The sequence below is a fragment of the Janthinobacterium sp. TND4EL3 genome (assembly GCF_900156175.1).
Classification (GTDB): Bacteria; Pseudomonadota; Gammaproteobacteria; order Burkholderiales; family Burkholderiaceae_D; genus Janthinobacterium.
Window position 1 is genome coordinate 701,855 of sequence record NZ_FTMV01000001.1, and the last position, 20,890, is coordinate 722,744.

Annotated in this window: 16 protein-coding genes; 6 read left to right on the forward strand and 10 right to left on the reverse strand. The window is 64.6% G+C overall.

Annotation, left to right across the window (positions count from 1 at the left end):
• The first annotated feature begins 178 nt into the window (after positions 1–178).
• On the forward strand, positions 179–3,223 hold the full coding sequence (locus BXA07_RS03180; RefSeq protein ID WP_244556154.1) for a sensor domain-containing diguanylate cyclase: 3,045 nt from the start codon (positions 179–181) through the stop codon (positions 3,221–3,223).
• Here BXA07_RS03180 and BXA07_RS03185 read toward each other — a convergent pair whose 3' ends face one another.
• Positions 3,224–3,598, reverse strand: a complete 375-nt coding sequence (locus BXA07_RS03185; RefSeq protein WP_076565464.1) for a hypothetical protein — start codon at positions 3,596–3,598, stop codon at positions 3,224–3,226.
• Positions 3,599–3,866: 268 nt separating this feature from the next.
• Here BXA07_RS03185 and BXA07_RS03190 point away from each other — a divergent pair, with 268 nt between their 5' ends.
• Together BXA07_RS03190 and BXA07_RS03195 are read left to right on the forward strand one after the other, a co-directional pair.
• The gene (locus BXA07_RS03190) at positions 3,867–4,046 is read left to right on the forward strand and encodes a hypothetical protein (protein WP_076565465.1); all 180 of its coding nucleotides are present in this window, start codon (positions 3,867–3,869) and stop codon (positions 4,044–4,046) included.
• A 108-nt stretch (positions 4,047–4,154) separates the two neighbouring features.
• Entirely contained in the window at positions 4,155–4,664 is a 510-nt protein-coding gene (locus tag BXA07_RS03195; RefSeq protein WP_076565467.1) for a hypothetical protein, read from the forward strand.
• Between the two features lie 38 nt (positions 4,665–4,702).
• Here BXA07_RS03195 and BXA07_RS03200 read toward each other — a convergent pair whose 3' ends face one another.
• The 5 genes from BXA07_RS03200 to BXA07_RS03220 all read right to left on the reverse strand — a co-directional run bounded on the left by BXA07_RS03200 (position 4,703) and on the right by BXA07_RS03220 (position 12,405).
• The gene (locus BXA07_RS03200; RefSeq protein WP_076565468.1) at positions 4,703–7,885 is read right to left on the reverse strand and encodes an efflux RND transporter permease subunit; all 3,183 of its coding nucleotides are present in this window, start codon (positions 7,883–7,885) and stop codon (positions 4,703–4,705) included.
• A gap of 25 nt (positions 7,886–7,910) precedes the next feature.
• Positions 7,911–9,128, reverse strand: a complete 1,218-nt coding sequence (locus BXA07_RS03205) for an efflux RND transporter periplasmic adaptor subunit (protein WP_076565470.1) — start codon at positions 9,126–9,128, stop codon at positions 7,911–7,913.
• 10 nt (positions 9,129–9,138) lie between these two features.
• Positions 9,139–10,371, reverse strand: coding sequence for a TolC family protein (locus BXA07_RS03210; protein ID WP_076565472.1), 1,233 nt, complete (start codon positions 10,369–10,371; stop codon positions 9,139–9,141).
• 91 nt (positions 10,372–10,462) lie between these two features.
• The gene (gene czcI, locus BXA07_RS03215) at positions 10,463–10,825 is read right to left on the reverse strand and encodes a cation efflux protein, CzcI family (RefSeq protein WP_076565473.1); all 363 of its coding nucleotides are present in this window, start codon (positions 10,823–10,825) and stop codon (positions 10,463–10,465) included.
• A gap of 8 nt (positions 10,826–10,833) precedes the next feature.
• Entirely contained in the window at positions 10,834–12,405 is a 1,572-nt protein-coding gene (locus tag BXA07_RS03220) for a C13 family peptidase (RefSeq protein ID WP_076565475.1), read from the reverse strand.
• Positions 12,406–12,590: 185 nt separating this feature from the next.
• Here BXA07_RS03220 and BXA07_RS03225 point away from each other — a divergent pair, with 185 nt between their 5' ends.
• The gene (locus BXA07_RS03225; protein ID WP_076565477.1) at positions 12,591–14,534 is read left to right on the forward strand and encodes a GAF domain-containing sensor histidine kinase; all 1,944 of its coding nucleotides are present in this window, start codon (positions 12,591–12,593) and stop codon (positions 14,532–14,534) included.
• Between the two features lie 245 nt (positions 14,535–14,779).
• Here BXA07_RS03225 and BXA07_RS03230 read toward each other — a convergent pair whose 3' ends face one another.
• Positions 14,780–16,291, reverse strand: coding sequence for a DUF3369 domain-containing protein (locus BXA07_RS03230; protein WP_076565478.1), 1,512 nt, complete (start codon positions 16,289–16,291; stop codon positions 14,780–14,782).
• A gap of 436 nt (positions 16,292–16,727) precedes the next feature.
• Between BXA07_RS03230 and BXA07_RS03235 the strand changes: the two genes are divergently transcribed.
• On the forward strand, positions 16,728–17,231 hold the full coding sequence (locus tag BXA07_RS03235) for a DUF3016 domain-containing protein (protein WP_076565480.1): 504 nt from the start codon (positions 16,728–16,730) through the stop codon (positions 17,229–17,231).
• Positions 17,232–17,413: 182 nt separating this feature from the next.
• Positions 17,414–17,956, forward strand: coding sequence for a DUF3016 domain-containing protein (locus tag BXA07_RS03240; protein ID WP_076565481.1), 543 nt, complete (start codon positions 17,414–17,416; stop codon positions 17,954–17,956).
• On the opposite strand, the gene BXA07_RS03245 is transcribed toward BXA07_RS03240, so the two are convergent.
• The 3 genes from BXA07_RS03245 to BXA07_RS03255 form a co-directional block, all read right to left on the reverse strand.
• A complete protein-coding gene (locus tag BXA07_RS03245; protein WP_083708006.1) occupies positions 17,953–18,741 on the reverse strand; it encodes a substrate-binding periplasmic protein in 789 nt (262 codons plus the stop codon). The genes BXA07_RS03240 and BXA07_RS03245 overlap by 4 nt on opposite strands.
• Before the next feature lie 74 nt (positions 18,742–18,815).
• A complete protein-coding gene (locus BXA07_RS03250) occupies positions 18,816–19,259 on the reverse strand; it encodes a thioesterase family protein (RefSeq protein ID WP_076565483.1) in 444 nt (147 codons plus the stop codon).
• 128 nt (positions 19,260–19,387) lie between these two features.
• Positions 19,388–20,836 (reverse strand): PQQ-dependent sugar dehydrogenase, encoded by a 1,449-nt coding sequence (locus tag BXA07_RS03255; RefSeq protein WP_076565485.1) that lies wholly within the window; start codon positions 20,834–20,836, stop codon positions 19,388–19,390.
• Between the last annotated feature and the right edge of the window lie 54 nt (positions 20,837–20,890).

The window sequence follows — 20,890 nt, forward strand, 5'->3', positions numbered from 1 at the left end:
GCGTCGAATTTTCCCAGTGCATGCATAATTGCACATGTGAAATGTGTGGTCTTTTTAACACAAAATACAGCATTGCAAGGGCGCCCGCTGTAACGTACTATCATTCTCATCGACTACCGATGGTAGTCGTGCAGCCCGCTGCCAGCCTGCGGCCCCGAGGTGGTTTGATGAGCCCGTCATGCATACACGCGTGTTTCCGTCGTGGTTTTCCAGGCCAGTGTCGCACTGGATAGGGCCGCGCCTGTTTGCCGGGCTGGTGCTGGCCCTGTGCCTGGGACTGACCTTCGGCGCCTGGCACAATGCCGACGATGCCAGCGAGCAGCAGGTGCAGGCCGATTTCGATTTCCGCGTGCGCGAACTGGTGGGCAGCATCGTGAGCCGCATGCAGACCTATATCCAGGTATTGCATGGGGTACAGGGCCTGTATGCGAGTTCGCAGGAAGTCACGCGCAGCGAATTCCACGCCTACCTGGCGGTGCAGCAGGTGGACCGGCATTTTCCCGGCATCCACGGCATCGGCTACCTGCCGCTGCTGGCGGGCGGCAATCTGGCGCGGCACGAGGCGCAGGTGCGCGCGGAAGGCTATCCCGGCTATGCCGTGCGCCCGCCTGGCCAGCGGCCATGGCACGCGCCCATCACCTATCTGGAACCCTTGAGCGACAGCAATCTGCTGGCGTTTGGCTACGACATCCTGTCCGAACCCGTGCGCCGCGCCGCGCTGGAGCAGGCGCGCGACTCGGGCCAGGCGGCCATGACGGGCAAGATCCGCCTGGTGCAGGATGGCGGCAATGCCGAAGCGTATGGTTTCCTGATCGTGCTGCCCGTGTATGACAACAGCTTGCCGCATGGCACTGTGGAACAGCGGCGCGCCGCCCTGCGCGCCTGGGTGTTTGCGCCATTTCGCATGGGCGACCTGATGGCGGGCGTGGGCGGCGAGGGCTCGCGCCAGCTGGACCTGGAAATCTATGACGGCGCACAGCTGGCCGAGGCGGCCCTGATGTACGACAGCCTGCCGGGCGCGCAGTCGGCGGGCGCTTCCGGCATCCTGTCGGCGCGGCAGGCGATCACCATCGCCGGCCATGCCTGGACCCTGCGCGTGCGCGCCATGCCCGGCTTCGATGGCGAGATGATGGCACGGCCCCGCGTGGTGGCCTGGACCGGCGTGCTGGCCAGCCTGGTGCTGGCGCTGGCGGCCTGGCTGCTGGCGGCGGGCCGCGCGCGCGCGCAGGCGGCATTGGCGCGCGCCAGCGAGCTGGCCGCCCAGCTCGAGCAGGGCCAGGCCAGCGTGCTGGCAATGGCCGAGGCGGCGCAGCGCAGCCAGGCCATGCTGCGCAATATCCTCGATTCCACCATCGACGGCATCCTGGTCGATAACGTCAACGGCCGCATCTTCACCTCGAACCGGCGCTTCCGCGACCTGTGGCAGGTGCCTGACGCGCTCGACTGGCAAGCGGACGGTGATGCGCTCGTGCACCACGTCGGAAGCCAGCTGGAGCAGGCGGCGCCGTTCCTGGCGGCGCGCGCGCATGCGCCGCAAGGCCATCGCGAACGGCGCGACGTGCTGCATTTGCGCGATGGCCGGGTGATCGAGCAATACGTGCGCAGCATGCAGCTGGGCAATGAGCAGGCACGGCTGTGGACTTTCCGCGACATCAGCGAGCGCAGCCAGATGGAGCGGCGCGAGCACACGCGGCGGCAAGTGCTGGAAATGCTGGCCACGGGCGCGCCGCTGGAACGGGTGCTGGAAAGCGTGGTGCTCAGCGTGCAGGCCGACCATCCGGCCATGCTGTGCAGCATCCTGCTGCTTGACGAAAGCCGCCACCGGCTGGTGCTGGGGGCGGCGCCGGGCTTGCCCGCGTTCTTCAACCTGTCCAGCCACGGCCATGACCTCGACACCCTGCAGGGCGTGCATGGCATTGCGGCGCAAGCCGTGCGCGGCGGCCAGCGCGTGATCGTGGCCGACCTGCACGGCGATGCGGATGCGCAACAGACGATGGAGCTGGCGTGGCGGGCCCAGCTGCAATCGTGCTGGGCCGAACCCGTGCGCGGCGGCTCGGGCAAGCTGCTGGGCGTGCTGATGGCGTATCACCGCCAGCCTGCGCTGCCCAGCGCCGCGCACCTGGCGCGCCTGGGCGAGGCGGCGCATCTGGCCGGCATGGCCATCGAGCAGGCGCAGGTGGCGCTGGCGCTGCGCGCCGGCGAAGCGCGCTTCCGCAGCCTGTACGACCATGCGCCCGTTGCCCTGTGGGAACAGGACTGGTCGGCCGTGCGCGCCGCGCTCGATGCCCTGGAGCAAGCGGAGACGGGCGACCTCGGTGCGTATTTCCAGGCCCATCCGGAAGAACTGAAACGGCTGGCGGGGCTGGTACGCATCATCGACGCGAACGGGGCGGCGCTGGCGCAAGTGCGCGCCAACGAGGAAGACCAGCGCCGCGGCGCCCTGGGCCTGGCGCAGAATTTCGACGACAGCGCCTTGCCCCGTTTTGGCGACGCCCTGCTGGCGCTGGCCGGCGGCGCCCACCTGTACGAATGCGAGAGCAGCTTCGTGCGCCTGGACGGCGCGGCGCGGCAAAATGAGCTGAGCCTGCTGGTCATGCCCGGCCATGCGGACAGCCTGGACTTCATCATGGTGTCCTCGCTCGACATCACCGAGCGCAAGCGCATGAATGCGGAACTGCTGCAGCTGGCGACGACGGATTTCCTGACCGGCTTGCCGAACCGGCGCCAGTTCATGGCGGCGCTGGAAAACGAGCATGCGCGGCTGCAGCGCGAGCTGGCCAGCTGCGCCAGCGTGCTGATGCTTGATATCGATCATTTCAAGCGCGTCAACGATGAACATGGCCACGCCGTGGGCGATGCCGTGCTGCGTCACCTGGGCGCGCTGATGTGCCAGGCACTGCGCAAGGTCGACGTGCCGGGCCGCGTGGGTGGCGAGGAATTTGCCATTTTGCTGCCGGGCACCGATCTGTCGGCGGCGGCCGTGTTTGCCGAGCGGCTGCGCCGGCGCGTGGCGGAAAGCTCGCTGACCATCGATGGCGGCATTGTGATCACCATCACGGTGAGCATCGGCATGGCCGCCATGGCCGGCACCGATGCCGATTGCGACGCCGTGCTGGCGCGCGCCGACGAGGCGCTGTACCGGGCCAAGCGGGGCGGGCGCAACCGCATCGAACAGAATGACGGCGGCGGCGACGGCGTGCTCAGCAAGTTCATGGCCCAGTGACTACAGGCTGTGCTGGCGCGCCTGCGCCTGCTTGCGGTTGCGGCTGACGAACCACCAGACGATGGCGACGGGAATCAGCAGCGGCAGCAGCACGGGCGTGCTCAGCGCCAGGGCCAGCACCATGCAGAAGGCCACGACGGCCACCAGCACCACGCCCACGCCGGCCAGCACGACGCCCGTGACGACGGCGGCGCACACCACCGCGATGGCCGCGATCAGCAGGCCGCCCCCGGCAAACACGAGACCGAACAGCCACTCCAGCGGACCGTCGAGGTCGTCGCCGTTGAACTGCATGTGCATGTCGCTGCCGCCTATCTTGTCGAGGAACAGGCAGGCAAGCATGACGACGAGGGCGAAGGTGAGCAATTTTTTCATGATGGGCCTCTGTGGATGGGTGACTGGGTACTGCATGCTCACACTGTAGCGGCGCGCGGCAGGCGCGGCCAGCGGCGTGCGACAGGCGGTCATTTTTACGGTATGGAAGGTCTGTAAAGGCAGAAAACACTGATCTATAACAAGATTTCTTTTCTTGTAATACGCGCAAGCCGTCCTATACTGAATACCTCAGTCTCGCAAGGAGGGCAACATGCTTTTGTTTGCAGATACCGGGGATCAATCGCTATCCCTTTCCCAGCATCGAACCATGCGCCAGCGTAGCGCCACGCAGTCTTGTGCCGAACCCGTCGGCGCGCCATCGGCGATTCCGCCGATCATCATCACCCCGTTTAACTACCATGCGCCACTGCCGGCCATCGACCCGCGCTGGGTGCCGCCCGGTCCGCCGCTGACCTGGCCCAGCCGGCCTGCCATGTCCATGTGCTGACTGCGCCGGAGGGAAATGTCGGACGTGCCGCCGCGCCTGCGGCAAGGCGGCACGGCGGGCTGATTTCGTCTATCATGCTAGCCCCGACCTTCCATCACGAGCACCGCCATGAGTACCGATTTTCCCGATTTTTCCGACGAATCCGCCGAGCAGGACAATGACGCCCCGATCCAGGAGCCGCGCCTGTGGGTAGGCAATGGCTGGACGGCGCGCGTGATCAAGAATGAGGAAGATGAAGGCTGGGCCGTGGCCATGATCAAGGATGGCGAGCCGGAACCGGCCCTCGTGGGCCCGTGGACCATGGGCCGCGACAAGAAAAACCCGAAGCCGCTCGACGTCAACGCCTTCAACACCCTGGTCAAGACGGCGTCCGAGGTGCTGCGCCGCCACGAACAGCAGCTGCATGCGCAACTGCACAAGAATGTCTTCGTCGCCACCGACGAGGGGCAGATCAAGGTGATGTTCGACATCGTGCCCGACGAAGACCACCCGTACGCGGAACTGAGCGCCTACGACGCCGACGGCGAACAGATCGCCAAGGTACGCACCTCGGCCGCGTTCAAGTTCAACGCCACTGCCGCCGCGAACTGGATCGAAGGCGGCTACTGCAGGCCTTGAAAGGCGATTGCGGTAGCGCGCCTCTCCCTAGCCTCTCCCTATTTACTCAGCTGTACCGCCGCGCCTTCGGGCGCGGCTTGCATTTCCAGCTCGTCTTCCCTGCGGTAAGCCAGCCGGTACAGCAGCGGCAGCACCAGCAGCGTCAATGCCGTCGACGACAGGATGCCGCCGATGACCACGGTGGCCAGCGGGCGCTGCACTTCGGCGCCCGTGCCCGTGGCAATGGCCATCGGCACGAAGCCCAGCGAGGCCACCAGCGCCGTCATCAAGACGGGCCGCAAGCGCGTGATCGCTCCCTCGCGTATCGCTTCCTGCAGGGGCATGCCCTGTTCGCGCAGCTGGCGGATGTAGGCGATCATCACCAGGCCGTTGAGCACGGCCACGCCGGACAGGGCGATGAAGCCGACGGCGGCCGAGATCGACATGGGGATGTCGCGCAGCCACAGGGCGACGATGCCGCCCGTCAAGGCGAACGGGATGCCGCTGAAGACCAGTAGCCCATCCTTCACGTTGCCGAACATGGCAAACAGCAACACGAAGACGAGGGCCAGCGCCACGGGCACGACCAGTTCCAGGCGTTTCGTGGCCGACTGCAATTGCTCGAACTGGCCGCCCCAGCTGGTCCAGTAGCCGGCCGGAATGGCCACCTGCGATTGCAGCTGCTGGGTGGCGTCGGCCACGAACGAGCCGATATCGCGCCCGCGCACGTTGGCGCTGATGACGATGCGGCGTTTGCCGTCTTCGCGGCTGATCTGGTTCGGCCCCGGCGCCACCTGCAGGCTGGCCACTTCACCGAGCGGGATGAAGCGGGCGCGGCCTTCCGCCGCCGCGCCCTGGGGCAGGGCGATGGGCAGGCGTTTCAACTGCTCCAGGTCGCTGCGCAGGCTGTCGGGCAGGCGCACGACGATGTCGAAGCGGCGGTCGCCCTGGAACAGCGTGCCCGCCTCTTGCCCGCCGATGGCCGTGGCGATCGCCGCTTGCACGTCGGCAATATTCAAGCCGTAGCGGGCCGTCTGCTCGCGGTCGATCTGCACCGTCAGCATGGGCAGGCCCGTCGTCTGCTCGACTTTTACCTCTGTTGCGCCCGGTATCTTGCCCAGCACGCCCGCGATCTTCGCCGCCGTGCTGTCGAGCACGCCCATATCGTCGCCGAACAGTTTGACGGCCACGTCGCTGCGCACGCCGGAAATCAGTTCATTGAAGCGCAGCTGGATCGGCTGCGAAAACTCGTAATTGTTGCCCGGCAAGCTGGTGGCCGTCGCTTCGATTTCTGCCAGCAATTGCTCGCGCGACTTTGTCGGTTCCGGCCATGCGTCGCGGGGCTTGAGCATGATGTAGCCGTCGGAAATATTCGGCGGCATGGGGTCGGACGCGATCTCGGCCGTTCCCGTGCGGGCGAACACGCGGGCGATTTCCGGGTGGTTTGCCATCAGCTTGCTTTCCAGCTGCTGCTGCATGGCCAGCGATTGCGTGAGGCTGGTGCCGGGGATGCGCAGGGCCTGGATGGCGATGTCGCCCTCGTTCAGGCTGGGCACGAATTCGCTGCCCATGCGCGTGGCCAGCAAGCCCGACAGCACGACGGCTACCGCCGCGCCAACCAGCACGACGGGCGTGTTGCGCATCACTTTACCAAGCAGCGGCGCGTACCAGCGCTTGGCGGCGCGCATGATGGCGTTTTCCTTTTCCGCCACCTTGTCGCCGATAAACAGCGCCACGGCGGCCGGAATGAAGGTAATCGACAGCAGCATGGCGCCGAGCAGGGCGATGACGACCGTCAGGGCCATCGGCGTGAACATGCGCCCTTCCACGCCCGTCAGCGCGAAGATGGGCAGGTACACGACCATGATGATCAGCTGACCATACAGCAAGGGGCGGCGCGCCTCTTGCGATGCCGCAAACACTTCATGAAAACGCTCCTGCAAGGTCAGCGGCCGTCCCAGTTTCTGCTGCGCATGGGCCAGGCGGCGCACGCAGTTTTCCACGATGACCACGGCGCCATCGATGATGATGCCAAAGTCCAGCGCCCCCAGGCTCATCAGGTTGGCGCTCACATGGTATTGCACCATGCCCGTAAACGTGAACAGCATGGCCAGCGGTATCACCATGGCCGTGATGACGGCCGCGCGGATATTGCCGAGGAACAGGAACAGGATGGCGATCACCAGCACGGCGCCTTCGAGCAGGTTTTTCTTCACCGTATTGATGGCCTTGTCGACGAGCACCGTGCGGTCATACACGGTGACGGCGTGCACGCCTTTCGGCAGGCTGCGGTTGATCTCGATCATCTTCTTGTCGACGGCTTGCGAGACGGCGCGGCTGTTCTGCCCGATCAGCATGAAGACGGTGCCGAGCACCACTTCGCGGCCGTTTTCCGTGGCCGCGCCCGTGCGCAGCTCGCGCCCCAGCACCACGTCGGCCACGTCGCGGATGCGGATGGCCACGCCTTGCACATTGGCAACGACGATGTTGCCGATGTCGCTTTTTGAGGCCACCTGTCCCGGCGCGCGTATCAGCAGCTGCTCGCCCTGCTTTTCGATGTAGCCGGCGCCCACGTTGCTGTTGTTGCGATCGAGCGCCGTCACCACGTCCTGCAGGCTGATGCCGTAGGCGGCCAGTTTTTCCGGGTAGGGCGCCACCTGGTACTGCTTGGCGTAGCCGCCGATGGCATTGATTTCCGTGACGCCCGTGACATTGCGCAACTGCGGCTTGATGATCCAGTCCTGGATTTCGCGCAAGTCCGTCGGCGTGTAGGGCGTGCCGTCCGGCTTTTTCGCGCCCTCCTGCGTTTCCACCGTCCACAGGTAGATTTCACCGAGACCCGTGGAGACGGGACCCATCTTGGGCGTGATGCCGGCCGGCAAGCTTTCCCTGGCTTCCTGCAGGCGCTCGTTGATCATCTGGCGGGCAAAATAGATGTCCGTGCCATCCTTGAAGATCACGGTCACTTGCGACAAACCATAGCGCGACAGCGAGCGCGTCTGCTCCAGGTTGGGCAAGCCGGCCATGGCCGTCTCGATGGGGAACGTCACGCGCTGTTCGGTTTCCAGCGGCGAATAGCCGGCGGACTGGGTATTGATTTGCACCTGCACATTGGTGATGTCGGGCACGGCGTCGATGGGCAGCTTCTGGTAGCTGTAGATGCCCAGGCCGGCCATCGCGGCCACGGCCAGCATCACCAGCCAGCGCTGCTCGATGGCAAAGCGGATCAAGCGTTCAAACATGATGGTTTCCTTAGCTTTGACGTGATCAATGTTCGTGGCCGGCGGAGTCCTTGCCCAGCTCGGACTTCAGGACAAAACTGCCTTGCGCCGCGTACGGCGTGCCGGCGGCCAGGCCCTGCTTGATGTGCGTCAGATTGCCATCGCTGCGCCCCAGCACCACGGGCGTGGCCTGGTAGCCTTCCTTGACCTGCACGAAGACGACGGGCTTGTCTTCCACCGTCTGGATGGCCGTGCTCTGCACGGTGACGGGCGCGTCCGCTTCGCCGGACACCACTTCCACGCTGACGAACAGGCCCGGGCGCCAGGCCATGTCGGGATTTTGCAAGCTGATGCGTGCCTTGGCCGTGCGCGTCTGCTCGCCCAGCAGTGCGCCCACGTAGGTGATCGTGCCTTGCGCGCTGGCATCAAAAGCGCTGGCCTTGACTTCGGCCTTGCCTCCCATGCGCACGGTGGCCAGATCCTTCGCCGGCACGGCGATTTCCGCCCACACGGTCGACAGGTCGGAAATGACGAAGATGTTCGCGTCTTCCTTCACGGCTTCGCCCAGGGTGATGTGTTTTTCCAGCACCATGCCGTCGAACGGCGCGCGGATCTCGTAGCGGTTCAGCGGCCCTTTGCTGGCCCCGGTCCCGGCGCCGCTGGCGCCCAGCGCGCTGAGTTTTTGCTGCGCGTTCTGCACGGCGATTTCCGCCTCGCGCCACGCCTGCTGCGCCTGCAGGTAATCCTGTTCGGCCGAAATCTTCTCGCGCCACAGTTTTTCTTCGCGCTCATACGTGGAGCGGGCCAGGGAGAGCCGCCGCTGCGCCGACAGCAGCGCGCTGCGCTGTTCCGACAGTTCCGTGCTGGCGATGACGGCCAGCACCTGCCCCTTTTTTACCAGCTGCCCCAGGTCCGCCTGCACGGCTTCCACCACGCCGGCCAGGCGGGGCACGACGTGGGCCGTGCGGTCTTCGTTGAAACGGATTTCGCCGGGCAGGGCGACCGTCGTCTTGATGCGGCCGGGCGCGGCCGTGGCGATGACGACGCCGGCCGCCTTGCCTTGCGCCGCCGTCAATTCCAGCCTGCCTTCCACTTCCTCGTGGCCGTGTTCGTCTTTCTTTTCGGCGTGGGCTTCCACCTTGGCGGCGGCGGGCGGCGCGGTCCTGGAATTGCCCGTGCCCAGGATGAGGATGGCCAGCACGATGCCGGCGGCCGCGATGGCGCCGATGGCGATCGCTTGTTTCTTGTCGAGTTTGATATTCATCAGGGATTCCTTAGAGGGAAGCAGGGGCGCCCAGCAGGCGCTCGATCTCGGCGGCGGCGTGCTGCGCTTCCGTCAGCGCGCGCAGGTATTGGTTCTTGGCTTGCAGCAAGGTGCGCTGGGCATCGAGCACGTCGAGGAAGGCGAACTTGCCGAATTCAAAGCCCTTGCTGGCCGCGTCGTAGGCGCTCTGGGCGCCGGGCAAGATATCCTGGCGCAAGCTTTCCACGTCGAGCCGGGCCGTGGCCAGGCGTTCGCTGGCCACGGCCACGGCCGTCTGCACGGCGATGCGGGCGGCGGCCAGCTCGTCGCTGGCCTTGTCGTTGCGGCGCAAGGCGTCCAGTTTGTTGCCCGCATTGCGGTCGAACAACGGCAGCGGCAGGGCCAGGCCGATGATGGCCTGGTTGCGGCCCAGTTCTTCCGAGCGCTTCATGCCGATGCTGACCGTGACGTCGGGCGTGGCGCGCCGCTGTTCCACGTCCAGCATGGCTTGCCGCTGGGCCAGCGCGCTGCGCGCCTGGCGCACGGCCGGGGCCTGCTCCAGGCGTGCCGCCAGTTCGGCGCCTGGCGGCAATTCCGGCAGGGTTTCCAGGCGGCCTACGGCCTGGGTGAAGCGGGGCGCGGCATTGCCCCACAGGGCGGCCAGGCGCTTGCGGGCGCCGGCCAGGCTGCTGCGGGCCAGGTTCAGTTCCAGCTTGACGCTCGCTTCGGCGACCCTGGCGCGGGTTTCCTCGACGGGGGAAGCCTTGCCGGCCGTTACCCGGCGCGCCGTGATGTCGCTGGCGCGCGCGGCCAGCGCCTGCGCGCTGTCGGCCAGGCGCAAGCCTTCCTGCGCCGCCAGCACGTCGACGAAGGCGGACGTGACGGCCGCGCGCGTGTCGGCTTGCTGTAGCGCAAGGCCGGCCTGCGCCAGGTCTTCCCCGCGCTGCGCGACGGCGGCCCGCGCCCCCCGTTTGCCGCCCAGTTCGATCAACTGGTTCAGCTGCACGGTGGTGCTGCGCGTGGCGCGCCGCGTGTCTTCCAGCACGGTTTGCAGTTCCGGATTGGGCAGGGCGCGCGCCTGCTGCAGGGCGCCGCCCTGGGCCGCCAGTTCATGGCGGGCGGCGGACAAAGTGGCGTTGCCGCCTTCGGCCAGGGCCAGCGCGGCGGGCAGGGTCAGCGGAGCGGCGGGTTCTTCAGGTATTTGCGCGTGCGCAAAGTTGCCGGCCAGCAGGCCGGCAGAAAATAACAAGATGATTCGGTACATCGAATTCTCCAAAAGCATGGAAAAGAATTCGACGGGACGCGCAGGCTGGCGCCTGGCTCGTTGCGATCAGTGAAAGAAACGTCCCGTCGGCCTAGATGGCCGACGTCCAGTCGGGGCGCTTGGGCACGTCCGGGATGTGGGAAGCGTAAAAGAAGGGAGAGCTGTCCGCGTTGACGGACGCCGTGTCGCCGACGGGCAGGCTGGAGCCGGCCGGCAGCCACGCGTGGCCGATGCCGTGGCAGACGTTGCAGTCGCTGTGCGGCTGGCCCTTGGCTTGCTTGTCAGCTTTGTCGGCGACGGGTTTTTTGTCCGCATCGGCCTTGTGCTGGTGGTTGTGGTGGCCCAGGTGCTGCGCCGCCTTGCCTTCCTCGTGCAGGCAATACGCGCTCGCCGCTGCCCAGGACATCTGGAGCGGAAGCACGAACAGCAGCAAAATGAGGAAGAATTTTTTCATGTCTGCGCCTATTGTACAGAAAGGCGGTCCCGCATGCCTGGCTGGGCGCGCCACGCCTTCAGCTGCGCGGCAATCGCCTTGCCCTGGAACAGCTGCGGCTCCGAATGTTCTTCCGCCTCCATGCCGCCTTCGAGGAAATCGGCCGCCTCGCGCGCCTGCACCAGCACCTTCGCCTTGTCGAAGGCCTCGGCAAAACCGGCGCTCTTGGGCAGCGCTTCCTTGAAATACGCTTCGCTGAAGTAAGTAAAATCGTTCTGGTCGTCGCAGCCGAACGAGGTGCGGTCGCTGCGCGCGGCCGTGATGATGAGGGTGTTGTCATCTTTCAATGGCGCAATGAAGCCGCCCGCATAGCAGGCCGAGATCACGATGACTTTCCAGCGGATGCCGCTGTGCTTGAGCATGGACGCCAGTTCCTGCGCGGGCAGGCCGTGCAAATCCATGCCGTTTTGCGCCAGCGCCAGTTCGTGCTCGGGCGAGCCGTGGCTGGTGAGGAATAAAAACAGGATGTCGTTGGCCTTGTCCATCTTCGCGCCCAGGGCGTCGAGGCTGGCGGCGATGCTGGTGCGCGTGGCCATCGGCTGCTGCGCCACCGTGTTGCGGCTATTGACCAGCATCAGGGAGCGGCCCACGGTGCCGTAATCGCGGTCGAACTGGCGCTGCACGAAGGCCGTTTCGCGGTGAAATACTTCCTGCGCGCCATCGCCCGCCACGCCCAGCAGATAGAGATTGATCTTTTTCGCCGCATCGCGCGGCGCGATCCGTGCCAGGGCGCCGTCGAGCAGGCTGCGCTGGTTGTACAGGGCCAGCTCGATATTGTCGCGCGTGAGCTTGTCTGCGGCCGGGTCGTCCAGCTGGCCTTCCGTCCAGTTGCCGCTGTCTTCGCGCCGGCCGTCCGCCTGCGCCACGGCGTAGCGCAGCACGCCCTTGCCGTCGAACTGGCCATTCTTGAAGCCGCCCCGGTATTCGTCGCCGTCGGCCGTGTGCAGCACGCCCTCGCCCTCGAATTTCCAGTCTTTCAGCGCGCCTTCATAGTGGATGCCGTCGCTGGTGCTGACTTTCGCCTTGCCCAGCACCTGGCCCTGGACGAATTCGCCCTCGAAGACGGTGCCGTCCGTGTCGGTCAGCTTGCCCGCGCCGTGCGGGCGCCAGTGCTTGAACTGGCCTTCGAAGGTGGCGCCGTCGGCGCCCTGGAAGCGGCCCGTTCCCTCGAAGCTGCCCTTGACGAAGCTGCCTTCATAGATTTCGCCCTTGGGCGAGGTGTAGCGGCCGAGGCCGTCGAAGGCGCCCTGGCGGAACGCGCCCGTGTATTCCACGCCCGAGGCCTGGCGCAGCTTGCCCTGGCCGGAAAACACGCCGCGCGCGAAGCCCCCTTCGTAAAAGGCGCCGCTCGCGTATTCGAGCCGGCCCTGGCCGTGCATCTTGCCCGCGACGAGGGGGCCGAAATAGCGTCCGCCATCGGCCGTTTCCGCCGCCGGCGCCCTGGCTGGCGCGGCGCACAGGGGCGGCATGCCCAGCGCGGCAAAGGCCAGCAGGCCGGCAATGGTGTAGGGGCGAAGGGCGGCGCGTAGCGTGGCGGTCATGGGGACGATCTGGTCTGTAGGAAGGGGCCTAGTCTGCCACCGTATCGCCAAGGTGGCAAATGCGCGCGTGGCGTGTGTTGCTCTGCCTCAAGGCAAGATTGTGCGTTTTATGCCGTGCCAAGGCGGGACTGAACTGATAATATTGATTTTCAGAACATATACTTGCACAAGGTACATAGTCACCCATGGAAAGCCGTCTCAGCCGCCTGGAAGCCGTCCAGACCGTGTTGCTGGAAATCGGGCAGCGCTCGAGCACCTGCAGCGATATCAGCGAATTCCTGCAGGCGGTACATGCGGCGCTGGGGCGCATCATGTATGCGGCGAACTTTTACGTGGCGCTCAGCGACCACGACGACGGTCTCGTGCGCTTTCCGTATTTTGTCGACGAATTCGACGCCGCGCCCGACCCCGACGCGGGCGTGCGCCTGGCCAGCGCCGCGCAGTCACCCACGGCCTGGGTCATCGTCAACCGCAAGCAGCTGGTGATGACGGCCGCCGACGACGCCATGCGCGCCATCGGCGGCGGCGCCTGGGGCGGCGGCACGGCGGCCGAGCACTGGATAGGCTGTCCGCTGCTGGACCAGCAGCACCAGGTGCTGGGCGCCATCGTCATCCAGAGCTACGACGCCCAGCACCGCTTCAGCCTGGAAGACCAGGCCCTGTTCGCGCTGATCGCCACGCACGTGTCGAGCGCCCTGCAGGGCATGCAAAGCATGGATCGGCTGGAAAAGGCGGTGCAGGAGCGCACGGCCCTGCTGGCGCATGAGGTGGCCGAGCGCCGGCGCGCGGAAAACCTGCAGCACGCGCTGTATGAAATCGCCAACCTGTCGGCGCAGGCGGCCGACGCGACGACGCTGTACACGCGCCTGCACGCCATCATCAGCGGGCTGGTGACGGCGAAAAATTTCCTCATCGCCCTGTATCACCCGGACAACAAGGACATCACGATCCCGTACTTCGTCGATGAAAAGGATGCCCAGGCGCCCGTGAAGCGCTTTCATTACGGCATCGGCATGAGTTCCTATGTGCTGTCACGCCGCCAGGCGTGCCTGCTCGATGCCGCCAGCTATGCGGCGCTGGTGGCCAGTGGCGAGATGGACGAGCCGCTGGGCAATGTAGGCATCGCCAGCTGGATGGGCGCGCCGATGCTGCTGGGCGACCGAAAATATGGCGTGATCATCGTGCAAAGCTACGACGAATCCGTCGTGTATGGCCAGGCGGAACTGGACGTGCTGGCCTTCATGGCCAGCCACGTGGCCGTGGCCATGGCCCGCATCCAGGCCGACAGCGCCATGCGCCGCGCCAAGGAAGCGCTGGAAGAGCAGAACGCGGCCCTGAACAGCGCCCTGAGCGCCTTGCAGGAAGCGCAGTCGGAACTGGTGCGCCAGGAAAAGCTGGCGTCCCTGGGACGCCTGGTGGCGGGCGTGGCGCATGAAATCAATACGCCGCTGGGCATCTGCGTGACGGCCACCAGCCACCTGGTGCAGGAATTGAAGCTCACGCGCGAAGACCTGGAAGGCGGCCAGCTCGACGAAGACGGCTTGCGGCAATTTTTCGACATCGTCGACCAGACCCTGCGCATCATGACGACGAACACGCAGCGCGCCGCGGCGCTCGTGCGCAGCTTCAAGCAGGTGGCCGTGGACCAGTCATCGGACGAACTGCGCAGCTTTAACTTGCGCAAATACCTCGATGAAATCCTGCTGTCCTTGCAGCCCAAGCTCAAGGGCAAGCCCGTCAAGGTGGAGATCGATTGCGCGCCCGAGGTGCAGCTGCGCAGCTATCCGGGCGCCGTCTCGCAGATTGTCACCAATATGGTGGTCAATTCGCTCGTGCACGGCTTTGCCGAAGGCGAGCCGGGCAAGATCAAGATCAGTGCGCGGACGGCCGGCGAGATGCTGGAACTCGACTACAGCGACGACGGCATGGGCATGGACAGCGCCACCCTGGGCCAGCTGTTCGACCCCTTCTTCACGACCAAGCGCGGTTCGGGCGGCAGCGGCCTCGGGGCGCATATCCTGTACAACCTGGTGACGGGGCCGCTGGGTGGGACGGTGAAGGTGGTCAGTGCGCCGGGGATGGGCTTGCATTACAAGATACGCTTTCCGCTGGAGCCGAAGAGTGCTTGAAATTTGAAGCTTGAAAACGGCGGGCCGGAGACGCGGGCCTGAGAAAATGCCGATGGCGGCGTTGCGGCTCCTTGCCGTACATGCGTACTGTCTGCGTCGCCGCGCCTTGCCCTCGACATTTTTCAGGCCCGCTTGGCCCGGAACGCCCAAGTTGGGGTCTTGGGCCGCAGCGTGGTTTGCCGGTGTGCGTATCGCGTAGGTCGGATTAGCGGCGCAGCCGCGTAATCCGACACCACCGCCAGCTTTTAATCCGGGAAACGTTGATTCAGCGCAAGCGCTGCATCGAGGTTCGCAATCAGCAACTCCACATATTGCGGATCGAGGTGGCTGCCGCTCACTTCGCGCAGGTAGCTGACCACGCGGGCCAAAGGCCAGGCGTCCTTGTAGCAGCGCTTGTGCATGAGGGCGTCGAAGACGTCGGCGACGGCGGCGATGCGCGCGTATTTGTGGATGTTTTCGCCGACCAGGCCTTGCGGGTAGCCGCTGCCGTCGTATTTTTCATGGTGCTGGTGGGCGATCACGGCCGCTGCCTTCAAGAGCGGGCGCTGCGAGCCGTCGAGGATGGACATGCCCACCGTCGGATGCTGCTTCATGATTTCCCATTCGGCCGCGTCGAGCTTGCCGGGTTTGAGCAGCACGGCGTCGGGCGTGGAAATCTTGCCGATGTCGTGCATGGGCGCCGCGTGGCGCAGCACCATGGTTTCCTCTTCCGACATGCCGGACGCCTGCGCCAGCAGCTGGCACACTTCGGCCATGCGGCGCACGTGGTTGCCGCCTTCATGCGAGCGCGATTCGACGACGTCGCCCAGGCGCAGGATCAGCTCGGCCTGGGTATCGGTGATTTCCTGCGTCAGCAGGATGTTGTCGAAGGCAATCGCCACGCCGGAACAAAATACTTCCAGCAACTGCGCGTCGAGGTCGGAAATCTCTTCCACGCCCTTCAATACCAGCAAGGATGCCTTGCCGCTGCTGTTCGGGAAATAGCCGACATAGGTGTCGCCGTGCAGGCGCGAAATCTTGTTGCTCTTGGCGTGATCCAGCTGCGACAGCAGGGAAGGGCTGAGCATGCCGCCGTCGGCGTCCAGGTCGCCGATCTGCGCGAGGATTTCATAGTCCTGCTCGCCCGTGATGGCGCTGGCGCCGCGCAGGCGCAGCAGCATGCTCGTTTCCAGGCGCAGCAGGGCGACGACTTGCTGCAGCAGGCCGCTGGCGAAGTCGCGCAGGTTGCGCTGCTTGAAGATGTGCGCCGAAGCGGCGATGACGCGCTCCAGGCCTTCGCGGTAATGGAGCTGGGCCTGGCGCGCCTCTTCCACCTTCATGATGTCGCGGTAGGCGCGCAGGGCGGCAAAGGTGGTGGTGAACAGCTTGGTGCGGTCGAGTTCCGTCTTTTCCTTGTAGTCGTTGATGTCGTAGTTGACGATCACCCGCTCTTCCGGCGCCTGTCCCGGCTGCCCCGTGCGCAGCACGATGCGCGTAAACTGGTTGCCCAGGTCTTCGCGCATCCAGCGCGCCACTTCCAGGCCGCTGTCTTCGCGTTCCATCACCACGTCGAGAAACACCAGCGCGATGCCCTCCTCGCGCGCGAGTACCTGCTTGGCCTCGGCGCCGCTGTAGGCGTGCACGAAACTCAGGGCGCGGCCTTCCAGGCGGAAGCGGCTCAGTGTCAGTTTGGTGATGTCGTGGATGTCAGGTTCATCATCGACGAGCAGGACTTTCCAGGGAGGCAACTTGGGCGATGCTGAAGACAAAAATGACATAAGGACGAGTTCCGCTAAAAGGCATAACTGACGCAATGCTGAAACGCCCGCGCCAGGAATTCCTGTGCGCCATTACCGGCGTTGCGCGTTTTTCGGGCGCATTTTGTCGATTGTAGACCGACAGCTAAGTATTAACAATAAGCAAGAACAATTGACTAAAATCATGCAACATAAATGCCTAAAAGATACTTTAAATCCGTGCTGGCAACACTATCTATGCTTTATTGCTTAGGCAACTATATTTTCAAGACAATACTTTGTTTTTATTAATATTGCCAATGAATCCGCAAAAAAAAACGTGCTTCCTTGCCTTTCCGGGCGGACAGCAAGAAAAGTAACAAGGTATGAATTCCGCTTCGGAATCGGACGGATGGCGTTATATTGGACAGGCAAAAGAAGTGGCTATTGCCACCTACATTTCCTGAAAGGGTACATCATGCAAAAGCAAACGACGCGCGCCCTGATCGCCGGTCTGGCCTTGCTGGCCAGCAGCGCGGCCTGGGCAGGAACCGAAGTGCATTTCACCAAACCGGATCAATTCACGGATGTGCCGTTCGACCCGCGCGAACGGGAGGATGTCTTGAATGAATTGACCCGGCATTTCGAGAAGCTGGGCGCATCGCTGCCGCCTGGCCAGACCTTGAAGATCGACGTTACGGATGTGGACCTGGCGGGGCGCGACAATCCTTCCATGCGTGCCGGCCGGGATATCCGCGTCATGAATGGCCGGGCCGACTGGCCGCGCATGCGCCTGCACTATGTGCTGGAACAGGATGGCAAGGTCATCAGCAGCGGCGATGCTGCCCTGTCGGACATGTCGTACATGACCCGCATCAATCATTATTTCAGCAATGAGAAACTGCGCTATGAAAAACTGATGATCGATGACTGGTATGCCAATACCTTTGGTATCAAGACGAAGCGCCAGGCGCGTAAGTAAGGGCAAGCAGGGGCGCGAGGGCGCTCCGTCACGCAGCATCCGGGCCGCAGGCCCGGGTGCTGCTCCGCCGGGCACGACGTATTGCGCTCCAGAAATTTCCGCTTCAAGCTATAGTCAAACGGCATCCAGGCGATGCCGGCATCCTGGCTTATGCCTGCCGTAACTTTCTGAAAGGAATCGTTATGCGTATTTCCAAGGCGATAAAAATCTGCGTGGCCGCACTGGCGCTGGCCGCTGGCAGCAGCGCCTGGGCGGGCGTCCAGGTGACGTTCGACAAACCCGACGATTATTCCGATGTGCCGTTCAGCTCGCGCGACCGGGAGCAGGTGCTGGCTGGCCTGGCCGATCATTTCACCTTGCTGGGCAAGAGCTTGCCCCACGGCCAGGAACTGAGGATAGAGATTACCGATATCGACCTGGCGGGACGCGAAGACCCGGCGCGCCGGGGCGCCTTTGACGTGCGCGTGATGACGGGCCGGGCTGACTGGCCGCGCATGCGCCTGCGCTATACGCTGGAGCAACATGGCAAAGTCATTGCAAGCGGTAACGCGTATCTGTCGGATATGTCTTATTTGCAACATATCAATCGCTATTCCAATAGCGATGCCCTGCGCTATGAAAAGCGCATGATCGACGAATGGTTCAGGAACACCTTTGGCGTCAAGCCGCAGGGCCGCAGCAAGCCCGTCATGACCTTGCAGCAGCGCAAAGCCCCGCCCGGCTAATCAAGCAAATAAGCCTCTGTGATGCGCGCCAGCTGGCCATTGTGCCGCATGGCAAGCAGGGCCGCATTCATCTTGCCGATGAAATCGGCCTTGTAGGCGGGCGTATTGCGCGCGCTGTAGGCGATATGCGTGGTTTCGGATGACAGTTCCAGTACTTCGCGCAGTTCAAAGCCATCGCTGGCCAGCTTGCCTTGCAGCCGGCGCGCCGTGTGGCGTGCCGCGCCGCGGTCGCTGGCGTAGCAATCGATGCGCCGCAAGGCCAGCTTTTTCAGGTTTGCCTCGTTCCCCTTGGCCGCTTCCAGGCGCAGCACGCCCTGGCGCGCGGGCGCCATCAGTTTTTCCGACAGCAGAAAACCCGAGTTGACGCCGATGGTCAGGCCGGCAAAGTCGGTCGGGAAGTGCGTGCGCGGCGTGCGCATGACGGCGTCATGGCAGAACAGCACCACCGATTCGCGGTACAGCATGGCGGAGTACGGTTGTACGTACGGCCGCTCCGTCTTGCGCCCGGGCGGGAACAGGCCGAATACCTGGCCTTTTTCCAGCGCGTCGAGGCCCCGCTTCCAGGGACGCGGCTGCAATTCCAGCCGGTAATCGGGCATCGAGCTGGCCGCCAGGCGCAGGATATCGACGTACATGCCCTTGAACACGCCATTTTCCACATAGCTGTACGGGGCGTAATCGTCGTCGCCGTACAGGATGACGGTTTGCGGCGCGGCCTGGGCGGGCGGCAATATGCCCAGCAGCGCCAGGGTAAGCCACAGTCTTGCCGTGATTGCTGATTGCATGCCGCTCCAGGTTCAATGTCTTCCTGGCAAGCATACAGCATGGCGGCATGAGGGGCCGTTTCATCGCGCCTTGGTCAATCGATCCAGTTTACCTGTGGAAACTTGCTGCCGAAATCTTCCGGCATGGGCACGACCTGGCTGCGCTTGTAGTTGAAAAACACAAAACCGGACTTGGCCATGGCGATCAGCGTGTTGTCGCGCGGACGCGTGATGCGGAAGGTGATGTCGCCGCCATACTTGTTGAAATCCATGACGCCCACTTCGAACAGCAACTGGTCGCGCGCATGGGCTTCGGCGCGGTAGGTGGTCGCCAGGTCGGTGACGATGATGCCAGTGCCGTCGGCCTCGATGTCGCGCACGCCGAACTCAAACAGGAAGCGGGCGCGCGCCTCGGAAATCATGGAAATCATGGAGTCGTTGCCGAGATGATTGCCGGCATTGATGTCCGTCGTGCGTACCGTCAGTTGCGAGGAATAGCAGTACTGGTCTTCAGGAAATTCAAGTTTCAAACGGGCCATGGTGTTCTCTTGGGCTGGTGCGCAGGGCGCGGCGGAAAATTTAATTCTAGCCGGTTCTCCGCGCCCCGTCGAAAAACGCTCCCAGCCGTGCGCCGCCATGCCTGCTTGCGCATGTTCTTTTGCATACCTTATTTGCGGACAATCCGGTACACCTTGCCCGTGCCGCTCAGCATGTACAGCTCGTTTTGCGCATCCTGGCCAAACGACAGGATATTGCCCACGTTACTGATGCCCCAGTCCGTCACGGCGGACGCTGCACCGTTGCTGTAAATGAAACTTTTGAGCCAGCCGCTGCAGTAGTCGGAATACAGGTACTGTCCCGCCAGTTCCGGCAGGGCCGTGCCCCGGTACACATAGCCGCCCGTGATCGAGCAGCCGCCGGCCGCATCGTGGCCATACTCGATGACGGGCAGCACCAGTCCCGCCTGGTTGCAGCTGGCGCTGTTGTAGCAGTGCAATCCTTCCATGATGTTCCAGCCATAGTTGTTGCCCGCCTGGCCCGCGGGGCGCACGTCGACTTCTTCCCAGTTGGCCTGGCCCACGTCGGCGATGTACAGCAGCTGGGCCGGCACGTCGAAGGCGTAGCGCCACGGGTTGCGCAGGCCGTAGGCCCAGATTTCAGGGCGCCCCCCTGCCGTGGCAAATGGATTGCCGGGTGGAATGGCATACGGCTGGGCCACGCTGCTGTTGCTGACGTCCAGGCGCAGCAGCTTGCCCAGCAGCACGTTCGTGTTTTGCGCATTGCGGGGCGGGTCGCCCGCGCTGCCGCCGTCGCCCGTGCCCGCATACAGGTAGCCGTCCGGGCCAAAGCTGAGCAAGCCGCCATAGTGATTGCTGAACGTGGGGTGGGGAATGGTCATGATGGTCAGCGCGGACAGGGGATCGGCCACGTTGGCGTTGCCGGCCGACACTTGCCGCCGCTCGATGACGATATCGCCGGCCAGGTTGGTGTAATAGATGAAGAAATAGCCGTTGCTCGCGTACTGCGGATGGAAGGCCATCGACAGCAAGCCCCGTTCGCCGCTGGTGGTCGTGAGCGCACTGATGTCGAGGAAGGGCGTGGCCAGCAGGCTGCCGTTCTGCAGCACGCGGATGCGGCCGGGGCGCTCGACTATGAAAAGACGGCTGTCGCCGGGCGGCGCCGTGAGGAAGATGGGGGCATCCAGTCCGCCGGCCACTTCCTGCAGGGCCAGGGCCAGCGACGCGGCCGCCGCATAGCTGACGCTGGCGCTGGCCGTGGCCCCCGCACTCACCTGCACCTGCTGCGTGACGGGCGTGGGCGCCAGCGTGCCCGTGCCCTGCGCCACGCTGGCGGCATTGATGGCGTAGGCGCCGGGCGCCAGGTCCGTCAGCGTAGTGCTGGCCGTCAGCGTCTTGCTGTACGACGCGGGCCCCGTGACCATGACGGCGGCCGCCACGCCGGTCGGCAAGCCGCCGATGGCGACCGTCAGGCTGCCCGTGGTGACCCCGGGCGCCGGGTGTCCGTGGCCGCCGCCACAGGCGGCAAGCAGGGCCAGGCAGCTTGCCAGCAGCAGGGCCAGCCAGGGGCGGGCAGAGCGGTGAAGGAAAGGGCGCATGTCAGTCTCCTGCGGGAACGACGCAACGGCGGCTCAACAAGTAATCAGCTTATG